The sequence below is a fragment of the Dyadobacter sp. BE31 genome, assembly GCF_031457695.1.
Lineage (GTDB): Bacteria > Bacteroidota > Bacteroidia > Cytophagales > Spirosomataceae > Dyadobacter.
Genome location: NZ_JAVDXA010000001.1, coordinates 1 through 18,195 on the forward strand (window position 1 = coordinate 1; position 18,195 = coordinate 18,195).

Annotated in this window: 17 protein-coding genes and 1 pseudogene; 13 read left to right on the forward strand and 5 right to left on the reverse strand. The window is 42.8% G+C overall.

The genetic code is table 11. From position 1 onward, the window contains the following. Positions 1-446 precede the first annotated feature (446 nt). Positions 447-1,061, forward strand: a pseudogene (locus J2Y43_RS00005) (recombinase family protein). Positions 1,062-1,128: 67 nt separating this feature from the next. Beyond that, positions 1,129-1,482 (forward strand): hypothetical protein, encoded by a 354-nt coding sequence (locus tag J2Y43_RS00010; RefSeq protein ID WP_309981842.1) that lies wholly within the window; start codon positions 1,129-1,131, stop codon positions 1,480-1,482. A gap of 254 nt (positions 1,483-1,736) precedes the next feature. On the opposite strand, the gene J2Y43_RS00015 is transcribed toward J2Y43_RS00010, so the two are convergent. The 4 genes from J2Y43_RS00015 to J2Y43_RS00030 all read right to left on the reverse strand — a co-directional run bounded on the left by J2Y43_RS00015 (position 1,737) and on the right by J2Y43_RS00030 (position 7,600). After that, complete coding sequence (locus J2Y43_RS00015) at positions 1,737-2,612, reverse strand: hypothetical protein (RefSeq protein WP_309981841.1); 876 nt, start codon at positions 2,610-2,612, stop codon at positions 1,737-1,739. Continuing rightward, positions 2,609-3,703, reverse strand: a complete 1,095-nt coding sequence (locus J2Y43_RS00020) for a glycosyltransferase family A protein (RefSeq protein ID WP_309981840.1) — start codon at positions 3,701-3,703, stop codon at positions 2,609-2,611. Before J2Y43_RS00020 ends, J2Y43_RS00015 begins: the two co-directional genes overlap by 4 nt. Positions 3,704-3,843: 140 nt before the next feature. Beyond that, positions 3,844-5,139, reverse strand: coding sequence for an HlyD family efflux transporter periplasmic adaptor subunit (locus J2Y43_RS00025; RefSeq protein ID WP_309981839.1), 1,296 nt, complete (start codon positions 5,137-5,139; stop codon positions 3,844-3,846). 55 nt (positions 5,140-5,194) lie between these two features. Then, on the reverse strand, positions 5,195-7,600 hold the full coding sequence (locus J2Y43_RS00030; RefSeq protein WP_309981838.1) for a peptidase domain-containing ABC transporter: 2,406 nt from the start codon (positions 7,598-7,600) through the stop codon (positions 5,195-5,197). Positions 7,601-7,984: 384 nt separating this feature from the next. Here J2Y43_RS00030 and J2Y43_RS00035 point away from each other — a divergent pair, with 384 nt between their 5' ends. The 5 genes from J2Y43_RS00035 (at position 7,985) to J2Y43_RS00055 (ending at position 14,075) form a co-directional block, all read left to right on the forward strand. Next, entirely contained in the window at positions 7,985-9,673 is a 1,689-nt protein-coding gene (locus J2Y43_RS00035; protein WP_309981837.1) for a vitamin K epoxide reductase family protein, read from the forward strand. Between the two features lie 34 nt (positions 9,674-9,707). Then, positions 9,708-9,980, forward strand: coding sequence for a hypothetical protein (locus J2Y43_RS00040; protein ID WP_310226367.1), 273 nt, complete (start codon positions 9,708-9,710; stop codon positions 9,978-9,980). A gap of 172 nt (positions 9,981-10,152) precedes the next feature. Beyond that, positions 10,153-11,271 carry a TlpA disulfide reductase family protein gene (locus J2Y43_RS00045; RefSeq protein WP_309981836.1) on the forward strand — a complete coding sequence of 373 codons (1,119 nt, stop codon included), beginning with the start codon at positions 10,153-10,155 and terminating at the stop codon, positions 11,269-11,271. Positions 11,272-11,282: 11 nt separating this feature from the next. Further along, entirely contained in the window at positions 11,283-13,031 is a 1,749-nt protein-coding gene (locus tag J2Y43_RS00050; protein ID WP_309981835.1) for a galactosyltransferase-related protein, read from the forward strand. Between the two features lie 30 nt (positions 13,032-13,061). Then, a complete protein-coding gene (locus J2Y43_RS00055; RefSeq protein WP_309981834.1) occupies positions 13,062-14,075 on the forward strand; it encodes a hypothetical protein in 1,014 nt (337 codons plus the stop codon). A 511-nt stretch (positions 14,076-14,586) separates the two neighbouring features. Here the strand turns inward: J2Y43_RS00055 and J2Y43_RS00060 are convergent. Beyond that, complete coding sequence (locus tag J2Y43_RS00060; RefSeq protein WP_309981833.1) at positions 14,587-14,778, reverse strand: hypothetical protein; 192 nt, start codon at positions 14,776-14,778, stop codon at positions 14,587-14,589. 175 nt (positions 14,779-14,953) lie between these two features. On the opposite strand from J2Y43_RS00060, the gene J2Y43_RS00065 reads away from it, so the two are divergent. The 6 genes from J2Y43_RS00065 (at position 14,954) to J2Y43_RS00090 (ending at position 17,978) form a co-directional block, all read left to right on the forward strand. After that, a complete protein-coding gene (locus J2Y43_RS00065) occupies positions 14,954-15,712 on the forward strand; it encodes a hypothetical protein (RefSeq protein ID WP_309981832.1) in 759 nt (252 codons plus the stop codon). A 106-nt stretch (positions 15,713-15,818) separates the two neighbouring features. Next, positions 15,819-16,088 carry a helix-turn-helix domain-containing protein gene (locus J2Y43_RS00070; RefSeq protein ID WP_309981831.1) on the forward strand — a complete coding sequence of 90 codons (270 nt, stop codon included), beginning with the start codon at positions 15,819-15,821 and terminating at the stop codon, positions 16,086-16,088. Beyond that, a complete protein-coding gene (locus J2Y43_RS00075) occupies positions 16,085-16,408 on the forward strand; it encodes a hypothetical protein (protein WP_309981830.1) in 324 nt (107 codons plus the stop codon). The genes J2Y43_RS00070 and J2Y43_RS00075 overlap by 4 nt, the downstream gene beginning before the upstream one ends. Beyond that, positions 16,395-16,766: a hypothetical protein gene (locus J2Y43_RS00080; protein ID WP_309981829.1), complete on the forward strand. Its 372-nt coding sequence runs from the start codon at positions 16,395-16,397 to the stop codon at positions 16,764-16,766. Before J2Y43_RS00075 ends, J2Y43_RS00080 begins: the two co-directional genes overlap by 14 nt. Then, positions 16,763-17,461 (forward strand): hypothetical protein, encoded by a 699-nt coding sequence (locus tag J2Y43_RS00085; protein ID WP_309981828.1) that lies wholly within the window; start codon positions 16,763-16,765, stop codon positions 17,459-17,461. Before J2Y43_RS00080 ends, J2Y43_RS00085 begins: the two co-directional genes overlap by 4 nt. Further along, on the forward strand, positions 17,454-17,978 hold the full coding sequence (locus J2Y43_RS00090; protein WP_309981827.1) for a hypothetical protein: 525 nt from the start codon (positions 17,454-17,456) through the stop codon (positions 17,976-17,978). Before J2Y43_RS00085 ends, J2Y43_RS00090 begins: the two co-directional genes overlap by 8 nt. The last annotated feature ends 217 nt before the right edge of the window (positions 17,979-18,195 follow it).

Here is an 18,195-nt window from a genome sequence, read left to right on the forward strand (position 1 = left end):
CTAAAAGAAGAAGGTGCCGCCTCGCTATATGGTGAAAGCCATTAACTGTCAGTCGCTTATGTGACATCCACATAGTTGTGCAACAGCCACGACCGTAAAATCGAACATAAGTAAAAAACTACTTGGGAACACTAACCTTGGTCAGCGCCAATGACCGCTATGCGGCGGCATCAGGAAGACAGGTTTTGACACGCACCTTGACCTCGAGGTTTGCAGACAGATATAGCACCGGCGAGTTAGAGCACCTTGTCGGAAAAAAATGAAATCCTACCGACATAATTTGGCTCATTAGGTATGGCTAAAAAATGTTCGTTTACAGGTACAGCGGCTCCTGACCGAAAAGGCATCGAAATCAAATGAAAAGTTTGTATCCGAAACTTATCTACTTTATGAATGTACCGTATATCGCATTTAGTAAGTAACAGATACAAAACAGCACCAACGTCATGCGAGTAGGATACGCACTGGTCAGCGCCCAGGAACAGGCATTAGGTTCACAAACGGATGCATTACGACAGGCCGGTTGCGAGCGGATCTTTGAAGATAAAATATCCGGCATGAAGGCTAACAAGCCCGAATTTGAAGCAATGATGGGATTTTTGCGTAAGGGGGACACGATCGTCATCCGGAAACTGGACCGGCTTGGGCGCTCGACACGCGGGCTGATAGAGCTGGTCTAAGACCTAGCCTGTAAAGGGATTCACCTGGTGTCGCTCAATGATCCCATCGATACGACTTCGCCGGGCGGCCTATTGGTATTCCAAATATTTTGCGCGCTTGCTGAACATGAACGAAATGTCATTGTTCAGCGGACAAGAGCCGGATTGGAATCAGCCAGGGCCCGGGGACGGAAAGGTGGGCGGCCGAAAGGATTAGCTGTAAAATACCAGAAGATGGCCCCCTCGGTAAAAAATCTCTATGAATTAGGACAACAGTCGACAACCGAGATCATGAACTCATTTCAGATTGGCAGCCGGCCGACCTTTTATAAGATACTCCGATATGCCGGAGTGATCATCAAGCCAGTTGACCGTTCTACCCGTAAAGAGCAAAATCCTTAGCGTAGCGACGCCCGGCGTAATTCTCTGCCCGTTTGCTAAAAGAACTCTAAAATCAATATAAATAAGAATGGCTGGGGAATTGAGAAATAGTGAGAGTCGTGCCACTTTTGTATCGACCAAGATGCAAAATGATGACCAAACAGTGGATCCCACTGACCGCCCCTCAATGGGGCTGCAATTTCGCCTTTTTTTGACCTTAAACGCAAACGCCGACATAATTTACGACATGTCGTCAACGCAATTTTATGGTTATTACGCTCTACCTGTAGCCAAGCGGCGGGTGGTTGAACGGAGCATTAGTTGGACCAATTATTTCAGGCGCATTGTCAAGGATTACGAACATACCGTAACTTCTTCTGTCAACTGGCTCTATTTAGCTAATATTCAAATCATGATTCAGCGAATACCTGAATCATGCTAAACATAATTCCCCAGCATTCTAAAAGAACCACATTCACAAAAGTACCTGAAACGCTGTTCCAGGTACTAAATACTACAATCTAACTATTAATCTAGATATTTTTAGATTAATGACTTTGGGCACTGTAATGACGGACACAGAATGCGTCTTTCAATCCTTTATTTAAAGGATTGAGGCAGAAATCCTAAGGCTATAATGGGTATTTTGTGAAACTTTTCACAGGCTATACCACTGATCAAGGTAAGAGTTTGAAGTCATAACCTATTGGGGTAGTCTTGCAAGGTTCGATACAAGAAGAAATCAGCAAGTAACGAGTTACTGAGATTATAACCAAGTATGGTTCTGAGGTTAATAACTATGAACAATACTATTTCGACGTCCATTATTTCGGGATTTATTCCACCCTTAACATCCGAGCCTTCTAGAAATTCAACTTCGAGGCATATCTGGTTTATGAAAGTGTTTTCGTCATCGAATTTCCCGTCTCTCATAGAAAGAGAGTCGTTCATAATTTCATTTAGCAGTCTTTGACTCTCCTTATACCTTTGTTCAAATATATCGGGAATGTTCCCCGTTCTGCTTTGCTCTTTGATATTTTTAATTAATCCCATTCTAAATTTATCACTTTTCAGGGACAGGAGCAGTATAATCTGTATAGCAAGCCAAAACAGATTTTCAAGAGAGAAATCTGTTTTGGCTAATTGTTTTAACAAAGTCATTGATACTTTTTCCCACACTGACAAATATACACCGGAAGAAGTGTAAGGCGCTTTCGGCAAAAACAGGTGGATACCAAAATGTACACTATTGTTGTTAAAATTGGCAAACATCGGGAGGAATCTTGATTGTCTTACAATCCTAGACGGGGTATTAGAGAAGAATAACGAGGCATTATCCTTGATTTTTGATAATATTTCGCTTAACTGCCGTTTTTCATTGCTAAAAATGGTGACGTGAATGCCATCTCCTCGGTCCGTGCTAAAGTGAACTATGTACCCGAAACCTTCGTATCGTTCATAACTACAAAGGATAGGGAAAAGCACCTTTTCTATTAATACCGGCCAAGCTTCTTCGGCATAAAACAAGGAGGCATTGGCTGCTATTCTTTTGGCACTACGCTCAACTATCATACAAAAATGGGCTCGTTACTGAAATTTCTAAATACTTCACCTTCACCAAATACCCCGCCGTTAACACTAGCAGCTTTGCTTTTTTTGTTGCCTAGTAACTTTTCCTTGTTGATTAACGCTGAAACAATGATAATGAACCTGTTTTTCATTTCTTCATCATTGATTAGAAAGTAATTGTCTAAATTAATCTTCCTGCGCGAATGTGCATCGTTAAATTTATCGGATTCGTTGTCCGGATTAATAGTTATCGCATTGTCAACTGCCATCCATGCCCCAGATTCCCAGCTATTTTCCAGCGAGAATTCCCTTGTTATCGCCCCTCTGAAAGCAGTGCTTACAGATTGGGATCGCGTATACCTGTTGTCTACGATTGTTCCATGTTTGTAGGTATTGTCTTTAAACAGGCATAGGACCTTTGTCCTGCAATAAGAAACGTGGGAGATATATAGATGGGCAAGATTGGAAGCAAGCTTGTGGTTCGATGTTCTTTCCTCATCGGTATGCGTAATAGCCATTAAGTACTTGGAATCCCTAAGAACTACACGTTTTCTACCGAGTAACTCGAGCCTGCTGCAAAGGTCGAAGTCATCATGACCATAGTTGCTCATATACTCGTCAAATCCTTCGATAGCCATAAAATCGCTCTTTCTTAGGGCGACACGCCCTAAGACGTCTACCGGGTTAATGCTTTTACCCTTCGCGATGGAAGTAATAAAGGATTCCTGGTTTTTGTTGAAGACTGAGTTCACATACTTCGCATATCCCGGACCTGTGTAATTGTCTGCGTCAACAAGGCAGATAATTTCATTGTCTGCCAACTTTATAGCCATATTTTTTGAATGAGCCATATCAAATGCCTTCGCGTGGGGGTATTTATAATACACCAATCGCCCGCTGTCAAGATGGTTGTGGAGATGCGTTCGTACCCAATCTTCTAATTGATCGTTTGAATTATAATCGAGCAGCACGAGCTGCAATCTTTTATATCCGGCGTTGTCATCTATATTTCTGGGTAGCGTCTCTCTTAAATGATATAACCTGTTCATTGATACCGTACAGATCGATATACTCCGCTCTTCCGTCTTATCCATTTCCTTGCTATATGTCGAAATTTTGAAAACTAATGCTATCTTAATTTGTACTTGAAACCAACTGCGGGCATCTTAATTTTAACAAATTCCAAGTCTTACCTACGATACAGATAATCCAGCCAAGCAGAGTTTTAATGAGGTTATCTCTGAATGGTAAAAGCGGTTACCAGCCGCTCCAACAGCCGTCTGTCCTCTGTGATCACCTCGGCAGTGCCACTCATCCCGTTGCGATAGCTAAGCTTGCGCTTATATACCGTATGTAAATTATTAGGTAACTCGATATACCCCCAATACATGCTGTCCTTCCCAGGGACCAGGGACAACTGTTCCAGTCTGCCTTCGACAAATCCAAACTCGCGATAAGGGAAGCCATCCAACTTTATAAGTACCTTTTGGCCGTTGTGTAATTTTCCTACATTGACCTGAGGGACTTTGACAATTCCCTGCAGTTTGCCTGTTAACGGCTCAACAGTCATCAGTTCCTGCCCTGAGGTAACGGGTTGATGTTCCTGCCAGGGCGCTGAGAAAGATATTTTCCCGTTAACGGGAGCCCTAAGTATAAATTTCCGCTTCCACCCGTCCAAATGGCTTGATAGGGTTTCAAGGGCTTGCAGGAAAGAGGCTTTTCGCTCACTGACAGCATTGTCCAGTTCGAGAATTTCTTTCTGCTTCGCCGTTTGGGCCGAGCCATTCTGGATGATTTGGGCTGCAATGTTTTTTGTTGGTAAGCCACGTGAAAGTACCTTGGAATTTTCCTTTTTGAACTCCAGCGTGGATATTACCTTACCATGGTACAGTTTCTCCTGTACCTGAAATTCGTCTTTTGCCAGCTCGTAATCCTTTCCCTGTATTTCTAATTGCTCTTTTAAATTTTGTTCCATCTTTTTCAGATCGGCCAGGTCCTGTATAAGAAGAAGCTTCTTTTTTTGAAGAAAGCCTTCACCCAAAACAGTGCTTAGTTCCGTAAGTTGTCTACTGAATGTTTCAAAATTTTCTTGAACCTCTCCCAGATTCTTAAAGTTATCGACTCGCAAATTGCTTATAGATGCAAGAGCGCCAGCCCTAGCCCTACGTTTAATTTCATTAAGGGTCCTTTCTAAAAGAATGATTTCGCTATAGTCAGCTAAACTCTCTAAGTAGGCGATGTGCTGTCCTTCCTTGACGATTGCGCCATTAAAGAGCAACAGCCTTTCCAATCTGCCGTCTATATTTGCTATGACGGCCCTGGGCGGGCTGGCCGCTGTCAATGTAAAGGGTGTTGTCACTATGTCCGGATAACGAATTAGCCAGACTCCAATACCAAGGAGTACCAGAAGGCCAAAGGAAACGGTAATACCCCAGCTAACCAGCCACGATGGCGGGCTGCTGATGATTTCATGGACCTCTTCGCTATGGCCCTCATGAAAGGCCCTGACCGGTTCCGCATTTTGAATCATCCTGTGTTCTGTTTAATGAGTATATGATAATTCACCAGGCAAATCCTGCCGGTTCCTAAGTACCCAATTCTAATTGATTACTTACTAACTCAAAATACTTTCCCTTTTTGTCAATCAGTTGGGCATGTGTTCCGATTTCTACGATTTCCCCTTTCTCCAACACTACAATTTGGTTGGCATGCTTAACAGTGCTTAATCTGTGCGCGACTACCACAACTGTCCGTCCTTTAAAGAACTCTTCCAGATTTTTTATAATGATAGCTTCATTATTTGCATCCAGGGAATTGGTGGCCTCATCAAATAACAGAAGTTGCGGATTTTTATATACCGATCGTGCAATCAGGATACGCTGCTTTTGTCCCTGGCTAATACCACTCCCCTCAGCTCCGATCCTTGTGTGATATCCTAACGGCAGGGATTCAATAAATTGGTGAATATTAGCTACGTTTGCTGCATGATAAAGCCGGTCCTGGTCAATCACTTCATCATTTACGGCGATATTTCTTGCTATACTGTCCGAAAATAGAAATCCTTCTTGCATAACAACCCCGCACTGCTGCCGCCACGCCCTGTGTGAGATGTGCTTCAGGTCAAGTTCAGTCCCTATCGGAGAACTTTGATCTGCGAGTGTGCTGTTGTCGATAACAAAATCTTTCTGTTTTACTGTTGTACCTAATGAGATCGAGCCGCTTTGTATTTCATAAAAGCGCAGAAGCAATTTTAGTAAGGTCGTTTTACCGCTTCCGCTCGTACCAACGATAGCCGTTGTCTTTCCATGGGGAATGGTAAGATTAACATTGCGTAGCACCGGGTCATTTCCGGCACCCGGGTAGGTATAACTGAGATTTGATATCCTGATATCGAGGTTTGCGTCCCATTCCTTGCGTTTTGCTTCGGAAGCAGGTTCTTCGTCGGGAAGGCTGTGTACTTCATTCAGACGTTCGAGGCTTATTTGTGCGTCCTGCATATGTTGCAAAAAAGTTATCATTTGTTCAATCGGCGCATTGAACTGGCCTAAAATGTATTGAATGGACATCATCGCACCTAAGGTTATCTGGCCATCCAGAACACCCTTCGCTGCAAGGAATGTAATAGCGATATTTTTGCTTTGATTAATAAGAAGCGCCCCCGCTTGCTGGTACTGAGAGAAGGCCAGGCTTTTAACATTCCATTTGAACAGGCTAGCCTGCGTGCGTTCCCATTCCCATCTTTTTTGTGTCTCTGCACCGGATAACTTGATGTCCTGCATTCCATGTATCAGCTGTACAATCTGGCTCTGGTTGCGGGATGATACAGCAAAACGTTTAGTATCCAGTACCCGCCGCTGTTTTAAAAACAATATAACCCAAACTCCATAAAGTACGGAAAACCCGATTGCTACAAGGAAAATGGACAGATGATAATAGGCCAAAACAAGGCCAAATACGAATAGATTAACAAAGGAAAATAGTACGCCTAGTGTTTGATTCGTTAAGAAAGCCTCAATTCTTTGATGATCGCCTATTCTTTGCATGATGTCGCCAAACTTTTTGACATCAAAGAAAGATACCGGAAGCCTCATCAACTTTGAAAGGAATTCGGAAAGAATGGTAAGGTTGAGCCTGGTACTTATGTGCAACAATATCCAACTTCGCAGGAAATCAACTGTTGCAGATCCAAAGAGAAGGGCAAACTGCGCAATTAATATAATGTAGATGAATGATAGATTCTGTGTATTGATCCCGACATCAACGACTGACTGGGTAAGAAATGGGAATAATAAAGACAGCATACTGCCAACCACCATCCCTAACGCCAGTTGCAGTACAAGCCGTTTGTACCGCCATATGAAGCCAAAAAGTTGTTTGAACTGTAGCCCTGTCTCTTCTTCGCCTTCCTCTGTATCAAATCGGGCAGTCGGTTCAAGAAGTAATGCCAGGCCTTCGCTGCTTCCTTTTTTTTGGTTGGAAAGCCAGAGTTTTTCGAATTCATCGAGCGTATATGTTATCAGGCCCCTTCCGGGATCCGCTACACGAAACATCACTGAGCTATCAGCTGACCTTTCGATTACATTTTCCCCTACCTGATCCTGATCAACAGATTTATCTATGTACGAATCCAATTCGACTGTAGGTCGCTTTCCACCCCATGTCTCTTTTAGGCGTTGGCGGCTCAAAATAGTTTTTGACCGTTTTATGCCATATAGGACAACAAAATGATTTTGGCCCCAATGCAATATGCATGGCAATGGCGCTTGTTCTAAAAGTTTCTCTAAAGTTACCTTGACGCCTACGCTGCGGAAACCAATTGCTTCCGCAGCTTCTGCAATGCCAAGCATGGAAACCCCCTCCCGGCTTATTTGCGATTTTTCCCTTAGGGTTTGAGATGAATAGTGCTTCCCGTAGTGTTTGGCCACCATTCTCAGGCATGTCGGCCCACAGTCCATTTGATCCCGCTGTTTATAATATGGAAATGATGGCATCCGCGGATATAGGTTTAAGGTTACAGCTGCAAGTATGAAAATTAAATTGGCTTTTAAAACAGCTCTATTTATTAAACGGTATCTGGAACATTGGCTTCGCTTATGAACTTGTTGTACTAAAAAAAGTCACCAAGTATGCTAGATTAAAACCAATCAAAGGGAGAATATAGGGCCAGTTCAATAAAAATCAAGTTTTTAGTTGAACATTTGGTATTGAACGCTTGTAACCTCACTTGTACAAAACTCTTTTTTTATGATTTATCAAATTTTTTCTTGAAAAAAAATTATAGAATTTTCTTTTTTATTCCATTTACTTAAGAATATCTTTATCACCATAGTGACAGACATTCGGGTAAATAAGTACTCTCAACGATTTTCTTTGTGATGTTAAATTATCTTAGATCATTGTTTTTCCCAAGCGGAGAAATAACAGAGACGCTACATGAATTAACTAAGCTTATTAAAGCTCCGGTTACTAAATCCAGCCTTAAACAAAGTCTTGAGGATCATCCTGACTATCCAAGTTTGTTAAGCGTATCGGATGTCCTGGAAGATTTCGGGATAGAAAATATATCGGTAAAAACTTCGGCCGATAGGGCAATCAATATAGCACCTCCTTTTATTGCCCAGGTAACACCTTTAAAATCTAATTCGTCTTCTAATAATGAGGTAACAGACTCTATTCAATCCAGAAGTGATTTTGTCCTTGTTAGTGAAATAGACAATAATAAGGTTAAGTTATTTGTACCACGTGATCACCGATGGACATACTACAGCTTTCAACATTTTAAGGAAATATACCAGGGTGTTCTGCTATTGGCTGAGGCAGGGGAAAATGCAGGGGAGAAAGACCACAATGAAAAGAATACAGCTGAAAAATGGAGTGAAGGTTCATACTTTATTTCATTTCTGTCTATTCCAATTTTGACGATAGTTGCTTGCGTCTACTACCTTACCGATTCAAATATAAGATCTCTGACTGCTTCTCTGAACTTAGTCCTGATGTGTTTGGGCTCAATTGTCAGTTTTCTTCTGCTATTGTATGAATTCGATGAATTTAATCCGGTGTTGAAGGAGATTTGCACCAGCAGCAGGAATACCGATTGTAAAGCTGTATTAACATCAAAGCAGTCGAAAATATTCGGACAGAGCTGGAGCTCTGTGGGTTTTTTCTATTTTGCAAGCAACAGTTTTCTACTCTTAACGCTGGGTTCTAATTCCAACACGCAAATACTCGTTGCTTGGCTAAGCTTGATTTCCTTGCCGTTTACGGTGTTTTCTCTTTATTATCAGGCAAGGATAGTGAAGCAATGGTGTCGTTTGTGCCTGACAATTCAAGCAATTCTCGTTGGCCTATTTGTTATTAACCTGTCGGGCGGGAATTTTAAGCACATGAGTATTGATACCCAATTTATCATTACAGCATTAACCTGTATATCTGCAACATTTATCTCTTTATCAGTCATTCTGCCGCTTTTGAAAAAATTAAAAGTATCGCAAAATTACAAGAAAAGATTTACTGAGCTTATTCGAAATCCAAACGTATTTAACTCGCTCCTGAAGGACCAGAAGATAATCAGCCAAGAACCGGGGAATATTGGAATAGTACTTGGAAATAGAAAGGCAAAGCACAAGATCATCAAAGTGTGCAATCCATATTGCCCGCCATGCGCCAAATCACACTCCATTCTGGAAGAGCTACTTTCATCAAATGAAGATTTGCAATTGCAGATAGTTTTTAACGCTACTACCAGGCCTGACGATGACAAGGCAATTGCGGTACGACATTTTCTGGCAATAGCGGCGAACCAGGACGAGCTCTCACTTCGGAAGGCGCTTAATGACTGGTACTCCTCTGATATAAAAGACTACGTGAGGTTTTCCGGTGTTTATCCGGTAACTAACAATGACGTAAATGAGAATGAGAATATCGAGCTCATGCGTACATGGTGCGATAACAATCGTATAGAGTCAACCCCAACTTTGTTTGTGGATGGGCATCTGTTGCCGCAGATTTATAGTTCGGAAGATTTAAAATACCTTTTAAAGATGGATAATTCCAGTTTATCATAGTCAAATATTTCAATCACTTAAAACAATTGAAAACATGAAAAAGTTAAAATTGAATGTCGGTAGTTTTGATTTTGATGAAATTCTTTCGCGTGACCAACTAAAAAACATCTTGGGTGGTGATCCGCCTGCTTCATCTGGGGGATCATGTTCAAATAACGTGTGTTCTGTGTATGCCGCGGGATATACCTATTGGGGAAACTGTGCCAGTGGATGGGGCGGAGGAACAGGTCACGTGATGCCTTGTTCCTGTGATACCGCGTATGGTCCGTATACGACTTCTTCTGGCACATATAATTGCGGAAGTTAGAGCATTAGTGCTGGAGTTATCGAGACGCTCTTCATGTCGAATGTGAAAAACATTGACTTGAACGTAAAAGGCCTTATATTTAGCATATAAGGCCTAGCGCTTATTGGCACATCCCAATTTATTTGCTGACAACCCTGCCGTCGTGCGATGGCCAACCTGACCGATTTTTCTTATGAGATGGAGAACTATTTTTTCGGCAATTTTCCTAACAATGCAGATATGCAGCTGCAAAATGGCGACAGACAGAGAATTTTCTACAGTAAGTGGGGACTTTGTGTCCACAGACCACGTTTTGGAAGGTAAGAAGGTCTACATGTATAACCTTGATGAAAAGCAAATTATCGACTCCGCCGAAGTAAAAAAGGGAAGGTTTCAATTCTCAATCACTAAAAGCAATGACGCGGCCCCATTTAAAGTCTGCTTTCAATTTCAATCCGAGGACGGCTATTTTCGGCCCTTAGGATTTGTTAACCCTTTTTTTGACAACTACATTGAATCTAACATCTATCTTGACAAGGGTGACCAGGAGTTTGTAAGAGATTCGTCCCGAAAAATCGATATGTCGTTTGCGCCATTTTTGATGAGCGTTATAAACGTAAACAAACAAACGGAGTTCGTGTTTAGGCACCTGAGTCCCCGGTATGGCGATAATAGTCGATCATTCAACGAAGAGCTTATCGGAAAGTATCCAAATTCGATCGAGTTGTTACATTCTTTCTTTTCCAATAAGAGCAGGTTTTCGGAGACTGAGCTGAAACATTACTTATCGCTGTTTGACGAGTCCGTAAAAGGTAGCGGGACCTATAAGGATTTGAACATGTACATTAGTGCCCCTGGAAGCGAGGGGGAGGGATTTCCTTCAAATATCACACTTGAATCCAAGGATGGGACCAGGACATCCCACATTATTAATAACTCGTCGAAGTGGACCTTAGTTGTATTCTGGGCCAGCTGGTGCGGTCCCTGTCGCATGGAGATTCCCCACATCAAGGAACTTAACAATAAATTCCCAGAAGACCTTTCGATTGTCAGTATCTCGATTGACCACAATAAGGATAGCTGGAAAAAGGCTTTGACCAAAGAGAATATGTCCTGGAGTCAATATGTAGTAAGGGACACGGCACAGGCAGTATTAGATAAAAAATTTGAACTATCAAGGATTCCGGTGTGGGTGCTGTTAGATGATAAAAACCGAGTGGTACATAGACAACTGGGTTATGAGGAAGGGAAAAACGGAATATTCAGTAAGGTATCTGCTTTGATACATCCTGTCGGTAAAAATGAGCTATAGATGATCCGGTTATGATTTTCTTATCCGCACAACCTGATGATTTTTATTTTTCATGGCAACTGGAGGTTCAGCTAACAAATTTCAGGAACCTTGGAATCCCAAGAAATAAGATCCATGTACTTATCGCTTTTGATCCGTCGCGAGGGTTGGACAAAGCCTTTCAGGACTTGATGGTTGGATTTAGGGACTATTGCCTATTTTTTGCTTATCCAGATCAACGGCTTCAGAATAGCTATTTGTCCTCGATCCGTCCACATATAATAAAGCAGCATTTCGAGCACTTTCCAGACCTATCGGATGAGGTCATATTCTACCACGATTCAGATATAATATTTCGCGAATTGCCGCATTGGGAACGTCTGTGTATAGATAATACTATTTATTTATCCCGGACGGTAGATTATTTGGATGTCCGTTATATCTTAAGTGGTGCAGACGACCAGCTGCTTTCTGCCATGAGCCGGGTTGTGGGAATACCGGTGGAAACCATCTACCAGTATGATCAACAGGTCGGTGGCGCACAGTACCTGCTAAAAAAAGTCAACACTGGTTTTTGGGAAAAAGTAGAGCGTGACAGCGAAGCCCTTTTTGTGCTTATAGAACAATATAATGACAAAAGGAAAAGCTTGGGGCTAAATGAAGCAGCGCTTCAAAGGGCCACGGTCGATGCCTGGTATGCAGACATGTGGGGCGTGCTCTGGAATCTTTGGTTATATGGTATGAATACTGCTACTCACCCTGAATTAGATTTTTGCTGGGCCCATAATCATACTAGCGAGTGGCACAGGACAAAGATTTTGCATTATACCGGAAATATCCCGAAAAATGACAAGCTGAAGTTTCGTAAGGGGAACTACTGTCACCATTCACCGTTTTTTGACAGTGACATCAAAATGGTAAGTAGCGAGACATGCGGGTACCAGGTTGTCCTGGAAATTGAGAAGATTGTCGGTTCAAGCAAAGGTAGAAGATATGATCTACGGGATGTGACGTTTCTTATCCCTCTAAGAATAGATTCGGAAAGCCGGGCAGAAAATATTGACATCATATGCAGGTATCTCACAAAGTATTTTGATACCAATATAATGATCATGGAATCTGATTCGGTATCTAAATTTGATGCAAGTTTTGTGAACAATGAGGTGAAGTATTTCTTTGATTTGAATGCCAGTCCTGCGTTTCACCGTACGAAGATTAATAACTTCCTTATTGGAAAAGCGCAAACCCCCTTTATAGTGTTGTACGACACGGACGTGATTTTGCCGGTGGATCAGATCATTGACTCGGTAAAAATATTGAGGGATGGCGATGCATCCCTGGTGCTTCCCTACTCAGGAGAGTTCCTGAGCGTCGATTTGCTGTTCAAAGCGATCTTCGCCAAAATCCTGGAGAGTGACCTTCTTGTAATGAACAAGGGGAAATTCAAATCAAGCGGCGAGCGCTGCTGCGGCGGAGCGGTATTTCTGAATAAGATGGACTACTTGCTTGCAGGGATGGAAAATGAATACTTTACCAGTTGGGGCCCAGAGGATATCGAAAGGGTGAAGAGGGTTAAAAATCTGGGGATGAAGGTGTCGCGTGTTCCTGGAAGTTTGTATCATCTATCGCATGACAGGCTTGAAAATTCATCTTACGGGAATGGCAAACGGGAACTATTCCTCGAAGAATATCTGAAAATCTGTGACCTGGATAGGACCGATCTGCAGGAGTATATAGATGGATGGCCGTGGGTCAGAAAGTTACCGGTCGCTAACAATTGATGTGTATATGCAATCTTCATAGACAATACAATGAATGAAATCCAGGATTTTCAGCTAAACCTCATAACTGCTTCCCCAGGTCTTTACTCCGGTAAAGCCGGTGGTGTGATTTTATGCTACCTGCAAAAGACCATTTACCCACAGGCTAATTTAGACGAATTCGCGACAGATATACTCAACGGAATTTCTGACGATATAGCAGATTGTGCCAATCTTAGTTTTTCTGACGGCCTGGCCGGAATAGGTTGGGGAATAGAATGGCTTGCCCAAAATAAATTCATCGACATCAATACTGATGAGATTCTATCGGATTTTGACGATACGATGTATAAGTCCGTTATTTTCTCAGGGACACGTTCTTTGTCGCTGTCTACCGGTACACTTGGAAGATTGATCTATTTTATTAAGCGCTTTAACAGTAAAAATCAAGGGACACACAGATTTCGACGTATCCCTATACGGGAATGTATCGTTTTATTATCCGATGAGGTATTGGATAAGTTACAGGCCATTGCTTCCCTACCTTTGGGAAAGCAAGTACTGGGTGAAAATACGTTAGTTGATTTAGGGCATGCGTTCGTCATCCTGAATGAACTCTCGGCTATGAAGATAAATTCTACCTCGGTGCAGCATTCTTTAGCTACCTTAACTTCTATTGTCGATGATTTCTTTTCATCGATTTTGTCAGCAGGAAAATTGTACCAACAGGAGCCATTGCTCTTCCTTTTGACTTGCTGTAAGATTTACGCAAATCGGGACCAGGTCGGATGGGGACCAAAAATAGATCAATATTTCGTTATGGTATCTCAGATGGAGGGAAAGTTAAACGGCAGTGAAATAAGTACGTTGGGATTTGTCAGTCAAATTTTAAGTCCTTATTACTTTTCCAGTATCCAACCAGCAGCTGTTAACTATGCAACTCCAAATGAGGAGGCATTTTCCATAACGCTGACAGGCATTGCCGGAAAAATGAGCATTGAAAAATATATCAAATCTTCTCCCGAGAATTTTTTGAATGGGATGGAGCTCTTGCTCTTAACTTAACATCTAACGGATATTACACTACCTTTCCTATCATCACTTTAGAGCTCGGAATATCCCGTTGACCGTAACCTCAAAGTGCTGTACATCTGAAACCGATTGTGGTATGGGATTTGATTGGTAGCAAAGTACTTCCGGAGATTTCCAAGGCAGTTTGCTCAGCTGGATGGAGGTGTAATAGTAGGCGTAATGAAGGATACAGTGTAGACACACTTTGTAATGGAAGCGTTGTATCTAAAATCCATTCTGAAAAAAATGAGAAGCGCCCGGTTGGTCTCCAGGCATTTTTCATTTATCATAACTTGTAAACAAATCTATTCAGCGTTCCCAATAACGAGATTGAGATCACCAATACTACCGCAGAAGGACCGAATCTGTCCCAGCTCGGTCTACTCCCTCTTTCAAACTGATTGATCAAAGCCAGGCCAAAAAGTAGGCAGGTAACCATGAAGATGCCGATAGCGGCGAGTTGAAACGGGATTGAGAGATCAGATAGGCTCATCATTGTACTTTTTTAAGTTGCATAAATATTTTGATTCGGGTCTTGCATCATGTTTTCATCTTTAACATAAAATCCATTATCAAAACAAGGTTTACATACACTCGGTTTTGTCCTATTTTCAACAGCATTCAGCTGAATAAAGTCCTTGTACTTTTTCCAGAAATAAAGCCCACGATAGATAGCGACACTTTCATAATCAGCCATTTGCCACGCATTATGTTACTTACTAGATTCTATGTTTATCGCCGTAGGACTACCAAAAGATTAGGGCTACCTGATAGATATTCCTTCGAAAGTACTCCAGCGTTCCTGACAAAGAGGAATATCTAACCCGACTTGCTTTTTTTTACAGCGATTTCTAACTTATGGTTAAAAGACCATGCTACACTCCTATTTCAAAATCCGTGATCCCTGGAATTTCAAACCGCACAAGTTCGAGATCGGAACACCGGTTATCCAAAGTTCTTTTCATGACAATCATTTCTTTCTAAAACTTTACAAGTTGGGAGAGAATGATTTTGCTGACTTTTACAATTACCATCTTGCGCATTACTTAAAAAACTTTCCGGGTGCGGAACAAGATTTTCATCGCTACGTTTCCGATATCGTTCCAACCAGGATCGTACATTTGAAGCTCATGGACCCGTTTTCCAGAAAAGCACTCCGCGCAAAAAGTCAAATTGAGCAGCTAAGGGCATTCCAAACGTTTCTGGAAGCAGTCGACCAGTGGAATTCTTCGACGGCATTGGAGGTAGTTATAGCAGAAAAAAACGAAGAGGTCGCCGGGCTGAAAGAGCAGATCAGTGAGTTAGAAGATCAGCTCAAAACCTTTCGCGATTACAAACCAAGCACCGAGATCGATATTCGAGACAAGTACCTGCCCACCTTCATTCATCTTATCCATCAATTGCAAAACCTGGTCCTTCCTGACGGGCGTAGGCTTTTCAACTTCCAGGGACAGAGCACCTGGTACAAATTGCTTAGTAAGTACTTTACGCACAACTACAAGCCAATTCCTAAAGAAACAGCCCGTAACTACTTTCCCGTCCAAAAAACACCTACCATTAAAGGCACACAAGTACCTGATGATTTGCGGCTATTTGAAATTGTCTTGGCTAAACCAAAGCCGGGTAAGTGATGACCAGCTGCCAAGTTTGGTCATTAGAATCAGCCCTCTTGCATTCATTTTTGCAAACAGCCGGCCGTCTTTATGCCGGGATGTTTCACATTAAACTTGCAGAACAATGAATGTAGAGATGATCACCAGGGAGGATCTGCAAAACCTGAAAAATGAAATCATTGCAGAGCTCAAATCAATCCTTTCGCAGGATAAGCCAACGGATAGCACCTGGCTCAGAAGCGCCCAGGTCAGAAAGATGCTAAGCATTTCACCGGGCACCCTGCAGAACCTTCGCATCCAGGGGCATCTCCGGTTTACCAAGATCGGTGGATGCTTCTTTTACAGTCAGCGCGACATCGCCGCTATGCTTAACCAAAACGGCACGAGGCGATGAAAGGACTCCGCGATGCAAGTGCTGCCATGGATGTGGCCATCCTTGAAGCCGTCAAATCCGATGACCGGCTGAACTCTTACCACATCAGCCTTTACACAGCGCTTCTTTACTACGCCAAAGGCATCAGACAACTCCCGTTTCATGCCAGTCGCAGGAAGTTGATGGGCTTTTCCCGAATCAAATCCGGGGCGACCTATCACAAATGCTTGCGGGAGCTGGTCAGCTACGGCTACCTGGACTATCATCCTTCTTTTCACCCGCAACAAGGTAGTCGTATAGTATTGACCGGGACAGCTGTCGACTCCGATGATGATCGATGAGCAGCTTCTGATTGAGCTTTTTGAGCAGAAAGACCGAAAACGCAGAGAGGCCCTGTTTGGGCTTTTCCGAGAGGATCTTTTTGCCCGTCTGACACGCGCCAGGATTGCTGATATGATTAATGCCAAATTGGGCAGGCCAGGACTTATCACAGCAGAAGATGTACGCTACTGTCGGTTTTACTTCAAGGACAAAAAAACTAGGCGGATTCCCAGAACTGTGGATAAGACAATACGTAAGCCGGATCAACCGCCAGACACTGAGAACATCCTACACAGTGCTTTCAAGGTCACCGATCCGGATGGAATCAAACTAGAAGACCAATTTAAGTTCAAATCAAAACATTCAAACAAACAATGAAAAAAGAGTTTCACTTCATCGTACAGGCCAAAGGCGGTGTAGGCAAAAGCCTGCATACCTATCTGAGAGCTCTCTCCGAAACAGACAGCACTTCCCTTTTTGTTGACCTTGACAGCTCAACAAAAACTTCGTCCCGACAACTCGCTTTTCTGGGACAAGACCGGTTTGAAGCTTTCTCTCTGCTAGACAACCGCGAGAGGTTAATGCGTGATCTATTCATTGGCTATGTAGAAAGCCTGGTAGATAGCCCCTTCGAGAAAGTGTTTATGGATTTCGGAGCTCCGGAAAGTGAGCAGTTACCGGCATTGATCACTCGTGATATCGATTTAGAGGAATGGTGTGATGAGCTGGGTATTGAGGCCATATTCCATATCGTCATCGGTGGCGGCGGAGCGTATCTGGCAAGCATACAGTTTCTGGAAAAAATGAGGGCAGCATTAAGGTCAAAATTTCAGATCGTAATCTGGCAAAACCTTCTTGGCTTTAACCAATTCCCAGGCTTGTCCAAAGAGCTCGAAGATAACTGCACCACACTAAGGCTTGACCTCAGACGCTTTGGCGATTTTGAGCCAGCTTCACTTTTGGGTGGACAGATACTCGACGGCATCCGTAATGGCTATTCGCTGAAAGACTACCCACCAGGCGCAAGGCTCAGGTTGAAAAAGGAACTTAAAGAAAATTTCAGCGATGAATAGTCCGGAGCCAAACCGCCTTACCCAGACCAGGGGTAAATATGCGGCCAAGTATGGACATGAGATCGACGACTGGTCAGCCCTGTTCTTGACTGAAACCCAGGAACATTTTCAAAGCCTGGAAATCAGGGTCGGTAAATCCATTGCAGCCATCGACCGGGCCGCATTAGAGCTAAAAGGCAGGAAACGGTTCCTGCAGTTTCAAGATCGTAACCAGGCACTATTTTATGGTTTAGGTGTAAGCGTTCCTTATTCAATTGCAGGCATTGTCATATCTGTTTTGTTCTATGTATTGATACGCCATGGGCAGCAGTATGTCGAGCGGCAAAGAATTTTGGACGAGTACCAGAATGCGCCGGCTTATAAACAGATCATGGAGCAAGGAAAAATCGTCGAATACGATAAGATGCTGTACCTGCAACTAACGCCTTTACCTAAAAAAGGGAAAGTCCAGATCGGTGAGCACTACGTTTATGACTCCCAGGGTAAACGCGTGCTGGTTCCGCTAGCGGCCGAGTAGGACAGCTTGTTTTTCAAACGATTTCGAACAAAAGCGAACAACTTCAAACGCTTTCGAACGAATTCGAACACTTTCAAACAAATCCGAATTTTTTAGAACGGAAGCGAACGCTTTCGAACAGTTTCGAACGTGGGCAGTGGTTTTCTCCCTAGCCAGCTATCGCCGGTACGTCGCAAAAAGCGACTCCCCGGCGGAGCTGGCCAGGAGAAACCCCTGG

Bases quoted from the DNA above. Each gene is read 5' to 3' on its own strand.
- J2Y43_RS00010 (WP_309981842.1), top strand. From the start codon at position 1,129: ATGGCTGGGGAATTGAGAAATAGTGAGAGTCGTGCCACTTTTGTATCG.
- J2Y43_RS00015 (WP_309981841.1), bottom strand. From the start codon at position 2,612: ATGATAGTTGAGCGTAGTGCCAAAAGAATAGCAGCCAATGCCTCCTTG.
- J2Y43_RS00020 (WP_309981840.1), bottom strand. From the start codon at position 3,703: ATGGATAAGACGGAAGAGCGGAGTATATCGATCTGTACGGTATCAATG.
- J2Y43_RS00025 (WP_309981839.1), bottom strand. From the start codon at position 5,139: ATGATTCAAAATGCGGAACCGGTCAGGGCCTTTCATGAGGGCCATAGC.
- J2Y43_RS00030 (WP_309981838.1), bottom strand. From the start codon at position 7,600: ATGCCATCATTTCCATATTATAAACAGCGGGATCAAATGGACTGTGGG.
- J2Y43_RS00035 (WP_309981837.1), top strand. From the start codon at position 7,985: ATGTTAAATTATCTTAGATCATTGTTTTTCCCAAGCGGAGAAATAACA.
- J2Y43_RS00040 (WP_310226367.1), top strand. From the start codon at position 9,708: ATGAAAAAGTTAAAATTGAATGTCGGTAGTTTTGATTTTGATGAAATT.
- J2Y43_RS00045 (WP_309981836.1), top strand. From the start codon at position 10,153: ATGAGATGGAGAACTATTTTTTCGGCAATTTTCCTAACAATGCAGATA.
- J2Y43_RS00050 (WP_309981835.1), top strand. From the start codon at position 11,283: ATGATTTTCTTATCCGCACAACCTGATGATTTTTATTTTTCATGGCAA.
- J2Y43_RS00055 (WP_309981834.1), top strand. From the start codon at position 13,062: ATGAATGAAATCCAGGATTTTCAGCTAAACCTCATAACTGCTTCCCCA.
- J2Y43_RS00060 (WP_309981833.1), bottom strand. From the start codon at position 14,778: ATGGCTGATTATGAAAGTGTCGCTATCTATCGTGGGCTTTATTTCTGG.
- J2Y43_RS00065 (WP_309981832.1), top strand. From the start codon at position 14,954: ATGCTACACTCCTATTTCAAAATCCGTGATCCCTGGAATTTCAAACCG.
- J2Y43_RS00070 (WP_309981831.1), top strand. From the start codon at position 15,819: ATGAATGTAGAGATGATCACCAGGGAGGATCTGCAAAACCTGAAAAAT.
- J2Y43_RS00075 (WP_309981830.1), top strand. From the start codon at position 16,085: ATGAAAGGACTCCGCGATGCAAGTGCTGCCATGGATGTGGCCATCCTT.
- J2Y43_RS00080 (WP_309981829.1), top strand. From the start codon at position 16,395: ATGATGATCGATGAGCAGCTTCTGATTGAGCTTTTTGAGCAGAAAGAC.
- J2Y43_RS00085 (WP_309981828.1), top strand. From the start codon at position 16,763: ATGAAAAAAGAGTTTCACTTCATCGTACAGGCCAAAGGCGGTGTAGGC.
- J2Y43_RS00090 (WP_309981827.1), top strand. From the start codon at position 17,454: ATGAATAGTCCGGAGCCAAACCGCCTTACCCAGACCAGGGGTAAATAT.